5 protein-coding genes and 1 pseudogene are annotated in these 6,764 nt (G+C 33.1%); 1 reads left to right on the top strand and 5 read right to left on the bottom strand.

Features of this window, described 5'->3' with window-relative positions:
• The 3 genes and pseudogenes from ACNQGX_RS09100 to ACNQGX_RS09090 all read right to left on the bottom strand — a co-directional run.
• Positions 1–230 (bottom strand): annotated as a pseudogene (locus tag ACNQGX_RS09100) (IS110 family transposase); the annotation flags it as partial.
• 293 nt (positions 231–523) lie between these two features.
• Positions 524–928, bottom strand: coding sequence for a hypothetical protein (locus ACNQGX_RS09095; RefSeq protein WP_417975580.1), 405 nt, complete (start codon positions 926–928; stop codon positions 524–526).
• A gap of 206 nt (positions 929–1,134) precedes the next feature.
• Positions 1,135–1,812: a potassium channel family protein gene (locus ACNQGX_RS09090; RefSeq protein WP_417975579.1), complete on the bottom strand. Its 678-nt coding sequence runs from the start codon at positions 1,810–1,812 to the stop codon at positions 1,135–1,137.
• 464 nt (positions 1,813–2,276) lie between these two features.
• On the opposite strand from ACNQGX_RS09090, the gene ACNQGX_RS09085 reads away from it, so the two are divergent.
• A complete protein-coding gene (locus ACNQGX_RS09085) occupies positions 2,277–3,185 on the top strand; it encodes an SH3 domain-containing protein (RefSeq protein WP_131915839.1) in 909 nt (302 codons plus the stop codon).
• A gap of 105 nt (positions 3,186–3,290) precedes the next feature.
• Here the strand turns inward: ACNQGX_RS09085 and ACNQGX_RS09080 are convergent, their stop codons facing one another.
• Both ACNQGX_RS09080 and thrC read right to left on the bottom strand, forming a co-directional pair.
• Positions 3,291–4,700, bottom strand: coding sequence for a hypothetical protein (locus ACNQGX_RS09080; protein WP_417975578.1), 1,410 nt, complete (start codon positions 4,698–4,700; stop codon positions 3,291–3,293).
• A gap of 675 nt (positions 4,701–5,375) precedes the next feature.
• Complete coding sequence (gene thrC / locus ACNQGX_RS09075; protein WP_417975577.1) at positions 5,376–6,665, bottom strand: threonine synthase; 1,290 nt, start codon at positions 6,663–6,665, stop codon at positions 5,376–5,378.
• Positions 6,666–6,764 lie beyond the last annotated feature (99 nt).

Raw genomic sequence — 6,764 nt, 5'->3', positions numbered from 1 at the left:
TCAAAGCCCATGGCTTCCAAAATATCGTATAGAGTTATCCAATAAATCCCTGTTGCCTCCATTGCGACATGAGTTATACCATGTTCTTGCATATAGAAACCAAGCTCTTTGTAAGTTCTTGTAAAAGTTCTAAAACTCCTTACATCTTCTCCTTCGATGGCAACAAATACTTTTTCACTTCCAATATCAATGCCAGCACAATTCTTGATAATTTTTTCTAAACTACTCATCACTTATAGTTTTAAAGAAATAGAAATAGGCTCAAAGTATATTATGTGAAAAGATATTACTACCATGGGGGAAATTCATTATTATTGAACTCACCAATATTGCTTACTATAATACTTTGAAACAAAACTCGAAGTCAGGTAATTAACACTAATTGTTTTACTGCTACACTGCCTAATTCTAATTCAGATTATATACAAAGTTAACGTCATTTTATATTGCTTTTTTTAGAATAAAAATTATGCCTCGAAGTGACGGTCTGGCTTAACTTAATGACATTGCGCGCTAGCCGGGGTTAGTGTTTTCTTTTAGGAGCACTCCTGGTATGAGGTCTAACATAAGTTCCATCTTTTCTTGTATATCCTTTTACGTGGACTGTTCCACCAGAAGAACTTCTTGTTGAAGGATTATTGTAATTTGTACTTGATGAATTAGACTTGCTAGAATAATTAGAATTTGTTGGACTACTATATATAGGATTTATTGCCCAACCTTTATATGTTTTCCATTTGACTTTTCTGTGTCTTTTTGTACCGGAAGCTATAAATGCACTATTACCTTTTGGAATTACAATAATCGATTCGCTACCACCATTAGTATTTTCATAAATTGGTGTGTCTTCCTCAATATTCACAAAATAATAATTTGTAACACATGAAGTAAATAGGACATACACCAAAAGGAGTAATAGTTTTTTCATAATAGTTATTTTAAATAATTTATATTTCTTGTTTATATTATTCTTTTTTTGGGTATTATGGACAACATCTTGAAGTTTTGCGGGATTACATAAATTTAGCAGAAAAGAGTACAAGCACACAATTCTTTTATAAAGTTCAGAGAATTTTCAAGTACAAACCAAACCTAGTAATCAAACAAAATAACTGTTGCCAGCTACCTACTTAATTATTTTTCAGATTCTATATTTTGTTTATTATCAATAACAAACCAAGAAGCAACGAAAGCTGTAAATGTACCAAATAGCCCAACACCTGCAGTCATTAAAATAGTTGCAATTATCCTACCTTCGGTTGTAACTGGAAATTTATCTCCGTAACCGACAGTTGTAATTGTAACATAAGCCCACCAAATTGCATCCTCAGCAGTTTTAATATTACTATTTGGGTCGTTTTCAACTTGTAAAATTCCGATTGCTGAAAAGATTACCAATAATATTGCAATAACGGAAACGGAAGTAAATGCACCTTGAGCTTTATTTACAAAAATATGATCAACAACATTTTTTGTTGTTTTGAATGCTCTTATAATTCGTAATAATCGAATAAGTCGTAACAAACGTCCTAGACGTAGAGCTTCAATCATTGGAATACACGAAATTAAATCAATCCACCCCCAACGCATGAACTTTAATTTGTTTTCTGCTTTGCTAAAACGAATACAAAATTCAACAAAGAAAAATATGCAAATCGAATAGTCAATATAATTTAATAAGAGAGAAGTTTCTGTAGGGAGAATATATACAGAATCGACAATTAATGCACCTAAAACATAAATTGATAAAATCAACGCAATCAAATTTAATAATCCAAGTTTCTCTAAGCTTTTGGGTTTTTCGTTTGTCATTTTATCGATTGTGGTAATTGGTTACTTGTATATATTCTCTACAAAGTAGCGTAAATACACCCATATTTGGGTGGATTTGTGCTATAATTTGTTTTTTACGCTCAGCAAACTTAATGACTTTACTTACAGAAAACTAATTTAGAATAAAAAGAATCTCGATTGCGCTCGATTTGACATTGAATCGAATTATTTCCATAAAAAAACGATTAATAATCACTTTCCAGTCGGTTTGTGTTTTAGAATAAATCTTTAAATACTATGCGAATAAAGATTTCAATTCCTTCTAAATCGTAACTTGCACGCTCCCTTTTTCTTTAGGTTAAATAATACTCATTATTGCTGTTTGGCACTATTGGTTTTTAGAAATTGTTCAAAAAAAATTCTTAAAATAATGGTTTCTTATGGTGCTTTCTTGGTTGTTTTTAGTATTTTGGCAGTAGAATCATTTATAATTACTGATTAGTATGAAATATAGAGTCGCAACTCCGTCATTAAATCTAAGAGATTTTCCGGCAACGCATGATAATTCCAAAATTTTAATACAAATACCTTTTAGACATACCGTTAAATTAATTGAGAAAACAGCATCAGATTGGTGGAAAGTAAAACTTTTAAACACTGAAAAAGAGGGTTTTGTGTTTTCAAAAGACATCGAGCTCGTTGATGAAACCAATGAAAAAATAACTGATATTGAAGTGCCTAATTTTGAACCGGGTGCGAAAGCAAGTCTGGACAGTAAAGAGGAAACGTACAAGCCTATTGGCGATCCTTCAATTCCTTTTAGGGATTTAACGAGTCTGGAGTCTAAACTGACGTCAATTCGCAACATAATCAATGCGCTGGATGTTTCAAAAAGTTTCCGGTATCAGAAAGATGCATCGGATACCTATTGCAATATTTATTCTTTTGATTATTGTTTTTTTGCCAAGGTCTATATTCCCAGACTGAGATGGACTGATAGGGCAATCGAGCAACTGGAGAAAGGGAACGAAGTAGCATTGGTTTTTGATGATACGGTAAAGCCTTTTTATTCAAACTATATCTATGATTGGTTTTTACAATCGGGGAATGAGTTTGGATGGGAAAGAATCGGTGATGTTGATGAACTTCAAAAGAAAGTAAATGCCAATGGTGGAGTAGGTATCATCTGTGCCAAAAGATTTGTCTTGAATAAATCAGGGCATATTGTTGTGGTGGTTCCGGAAACGGACACTGATAAAGCCTATAGGAAAGACGGCAAAGTAATTTACCCCTTGCAGTCCCAAGCAGGGGCTGATAATTATAATTATTTTTCAGAAATCAGAGAAGATTGGTGGAACAATAAAGATCCGGAAAAAGGATATTCCTCCGCAATCTTTTATTACCATGATTAGATAATGTCTTGTGAACAATTACACTTCTTGTAGGCTTGTGTCTGCAAGAAGTGTAATTATATACTGGTTCTTTTTAAAAGGCACTATTGCATGTGTAATGCGTGCTTATTTTTTAATTAGTAAAGAACTACAAAAGCCATTTTCATAATAAGTAGCATGTAAACTGCTGTATATTTGATCGTAGATGAGTAAAGGATCATTCGATTCTATTGTAATAGACAATATGTTTTCTAAAAGAACGATAAGGTTCGATGGTACACAGGTTTCTTTGCCGTGTATAATAGATTCGTAGACAAAGTTATTCCATTCCAAATCGCAAATAGGATTTTCGATTTCGTTTAACAGGGCATGATCCATAATAAAAACAAGAAAATTCAAAACCTCCTGTAAGTGTTTTTCGTTGAAATAATCAAATATTCTAAACTCAATGCCATGATTTTTGTGCTTGTGGAAATTGATGTCAAGCCCAATTTTATCAATTTTTTCATAATCTGATATTTCAGAATAACGGTTCACCCACCACAGCGGATTCTCATGCATGGGGTGTTCGTCAAAATTCATCTGGACAATTTTCCCGGTTTTCATCACATTGGTGTCATAAGTGCCCACCCCAATGTATCTTGACATGGCACATCGTTGTGATGCTTTTGTTAAATTGACGCTGCTGTCATTATGCGATAAATAATCAGAAGAACCGAATTTCACCATAAATAATGGACTCAACCATTGGAATAAGCGAATGGCTCTCTGGTGTTTTTTTATAAAATCTAATTTGTCCTTAATTTCACCGTCCTTATTTAACTCAGTAGGAATGGTTAAATTGAAATGATAGGTCATGTTATTAAAAACAGAATAATTAGTGTCGTTTGAAATAAATATGGCAAAGGGATGGTTTTCAGAACATATTTTTATGGGACCGTATTCCGTAAAGATTTTCTCTTTATCAAAGGCACTTTGCAAATTGTTTATGAAACCTTGTTTTATTGTTGCCAGCTCAGTAATGACCGAGTCAATATCTGTTTTGTAAAATTTTTGTGTAACAAATTCAATAGTATCGCCGTCAAAAATGAATTCTTTTTGAAGCTCGTCTATAAAATAAGGATTGTTTTTTTGTAATATTTCAAAGATACTTTCCCCTGAATATTCAGGATTTGGTTCATTGTCTATGGGGTCAAAAGTTTTATGCTGATTGTTAATGTCCGTTTTTGTAAACGAATGGGAGTTCATCAGTACCGGCAAATAATAGTCTTTATCGGATAATATTTTTTGCAATGAATCCGTGTATATATTTTCTTTGTAATTCTTAAAATGATTCACACTATACTTTTCATGAAGCCCTTTAGTCAGCAAAAAATGTTTGTCCACCACACGATGATTTTCAAACTCTAAATAACATTCATTTTCGATTCCTACTCCCCAATACAAGTCATTTGACCTATACTGATTCCTATAATCTTTATGCTTATCCAATAATTCAATTTCAAAACTAACATCATTCATGCTATGATCCGTCATAAACTTTTTTCTCCTTCTTTTAATAAATTATGTTGATATGGGAAGCTACTTTATCAGGTAGTTTTTTTGAAGTATTTTCTAATCTGTTGATTTCTTTGTTAAGATTCAGACAGCTTCTTAAATACTTAGTTGTATTTCTTAATGGGGTTCGGGTTGTTTTTGTATTCGTACAAGACCTGAATACAGACAACTCAATTTTTTTGCAAAAGTAGGTATAATTTAAATCATATTCAAGCTATATTTTCAGATCTGGGATTTTATTTTTTTGTGACGGAATTTATCGCTTAGTTTTCCTGTAAATTACTCATAATTATATATTTAAAATTGATATATAAAACTGGTAGAATTGTTTTTAGTGTTCTAAAATACAAGTTTAGGACCCACTTTATAACTGGATTTATTTAGACACAAAAAAAACGACTAAAATTGGATTCTTAGTCGTTTTTTATTGGTCTCAAATTATAGTTTAAAAAGATACACTTTAGTACATTTCGCTTTAGCTTCTAAAAATTTTACCGCGAATTTGCGAATTATTTATTCAGCTTTGATGTGTTTAATTTGCGAATCTGCGGTTTAATTTTTTTGTTCCCATTTTAACCTTGCAGACTTTTAGTCTTAAAACCAAATCTATGGACATTAAGTCCATAGATTTGGTTTAATTGTTTAGAGGAACTTTTATCCTAAAAAAACTTTCAATTCCTCGTAGGTTTTAATTTTTACGCTTACTTTTTCCTTTCCTAAAACACTTTCAATTTGTGCAGGAATTGGTAGTTTTACGTTTAATGTTCGTTCAACCGTATCCAAAAATTTAATCGGATGGGCGGTTTCTAAGAAAATACCAATCGCATTCGGGTGATTTTGTAATTCTTTTTTCAAACCCAAATAACCAACTGCTCCGTGAGGTTCTGCAATGTAACCGTCTGTATTGTAGATGGTTTTCATGGCGGAAATAGTTTCTGCATCAGAAAAAGTAAACGAAGAAAAATCTTTTTTGAACTGTTCCAAATCATTGTGGTACATTTCCTGAATTCGGATAAAATTACTTGGATTTCCCACATCCATTGCATTCGAAATCGTCGCTATAGAAGGTTTTGGATCGTAAATTCCATTTTCTAAAAATCTCGGCACGGTATCATTCACATTCGTAGCCGCTACAAAATGTTCAACAGGTAATCCCATTTTTTTGGCAATGATTCCTGCGCAAATATTTCCAAAATTCCCGCTTGGGCAAGAGAACACTAACGGTTTGTTCTGTTTCTTCAATGCTTTATACGCAAAGAAGAAATAAAACATTTGTGGCAACCAGCGCGCAATATTAATCGAATTCGCCGAAGTCAGGTTTTTATGTTTCAAGCTATCATCCAAAAATGCTTTCTTCACCATATCCTGACAATCATCAAAAACACCGTCTATTTCAAGCGCTTTAATATTCTGACCTAAAGTCGTCAATTGTCGTTCCTGAATATCGCTCACTTTTCCGGACGGATAAAGAATAATCACTTCAACGCCTTTTACGCCAAGAAAACCGCTGGCTACAGCACCACCAGTATCACCGGAAGTAGCTACAAGAACCGTGTTTTTACTGTCTTTGTTGTCTTTATTGAAATAGCCCAAACAACGCGACATGAATCGCGCGCCTACATCTTTGAAAGCCATAGTCGGGCCATGAAATAATTCAAGGGAATAAATGCCTTTTTCCACTTCAACCATAGGGAAATCAAAACATAAGGTTTCGGCAATGATTTTTTTTAAAGTGTCTGCGGGGATTTCGTCACCCACAAATTGTTTAATCGCTTCAAAAGCGATTTCTTCATGGCTTAAATTTTCGATAGTATCAAAAAAAGCAGGGGTTAACGGGGTAATGGTCTCCGGAAAATACAATCCTTTATCAGTGGCTAATCCTTGTATTACGGCTTCTTGGAAAGAAACTTTGGGTGCGTTATGGTTTAAACTATAATATTTCATTATGTGTACTAATTTTAGAATCCCCACCCCAACCCTCCCCAAAGGGAAGGGAGACGAAACTGGACTCAGAATATGTTATTTTATTTTTAAAATCATTAT

It is taken from the genome of Flavobacterium glycogeni (genome assembly GCF_048286775.1).
Taxonomy (GTDB): Bacteria; Bacteroidota; Bacteroidia; order Flavobacteriales; family Flavobacteriaceae; genus Flavobacterium.
This window is presented reverse-complemented; position numbering and strand designations above follow the sequence as displayed.

What these genes read in the sequence shown, in the direction of transcription:
- ACNQGX_RS09095 (WP_417975580.1), bottom strand. Translation starts at nt 928, where the DNA reads ATGAAAAAACTATTACTCCTTTTGGTGTATGTCCTATTTACTTCATGT.
- ACNQGX_RS09090 (WP_417975579.1), bottom strand. Translation starts at nt 1,812, where the DNA reads ATGACAAACGAAAAACCCAAAAGCTTAGAGAAACTTGGATTATTAAAT.
- ACNQGX_RS09085 (WP_131915839.1), top strand. Translation starts at nt 2,277, where the DNA reads ATGAAATATAGAGTCGCAACTCCGTCATTAAATCTAAGAGATTTTCCG.
- ACNQGX_RS09080 (WP_417975578.1), bottom strand. Translation starts at nt 4,700, where the DNA reads ATGACGGATCATAGCATGAATGATGTTAGTTTTGAAATTGAATTATTG.
- thrC (WP_417975577.1), bottom strand. Translation starts at nt 6,665, where the DNA reads ATGAAATATTATAGTTTAAACCATAACGCACCCAAAGTTTCTTTCCAA.